This is a genomic window from Nitrincola lacisaponensis (assembly GCF_000691225.1).
GTDB classification, from domain to species: Bacteria; Pseudomonadota; Gammaproteobacteria; order Pseudomonadales; family Balneatricaceae; genus Nitrincola; species Nitrincola lacisaponensis.
Genome location: NZ_JMSZ01000008.1, coordinates 1 through 534 on the forward strand (window position 1 = coordinate 1; position 534 = coordinate 534).

Consider the following 534-nt stretch of genomic DNA (forward strand, 5'->3'; position numbering starts at 1 on the left):
GTTTTTAGAAGTAGAAGATATTCTTTTAGAAAAATTTTACTTAAACAATATGTTCTGCCAAGTTTTTTTGTAATTTCAATTTCTTCTTTTTTTGTTGTTACACAGGGTGAAGGTTTCGTTAAAAAAAATCGTCTAGATGATGGCTTGGGGAATTCTATTTTTCAACCAGCGCATAGAGATAAACGTGTTTGCCAAGATTTTAGAGTCACCGACCAGATGATCAATCATACTGAGTGTTTAGTTAATGGCGGCCATAGAGTTGAAGCGCTGTTGTGGGGTGACTCTAATGCAGCACATTTTGTTCCTATGTTAGCAGAGCTCTCAGAAGCATATGGTTTTTCCTTCAGAAATGTTGCACATTCATCCTGTCCACCATTATTGAATGGAGCAGAAAATTTTATTTCTGAGAGAAGAATGATTGACTGTCTTGATTCTATTGAGGTAGTTGAGAGTGCCATATCTTCTTATGATTTGGTCATTCTTAGTGCTGCCTGGGGGTTGTACTATAGTAACAACTCTGAACAATTTGAAGGG

At 36.5% G+C, this 534-nt stretch carries 1 protein-coding gene; it reads left to right on the plus strand.

The genetic code is table 11. The annotated features are described in order from the left end of the window. On the plus strand, nucleotides 1-534 hold a 534-nt coding region (locus ADINL_RS16415; RefSeq protein WP_204368182.1), incomplete at both ends, for an SGNH hydrolase domain-containing protein.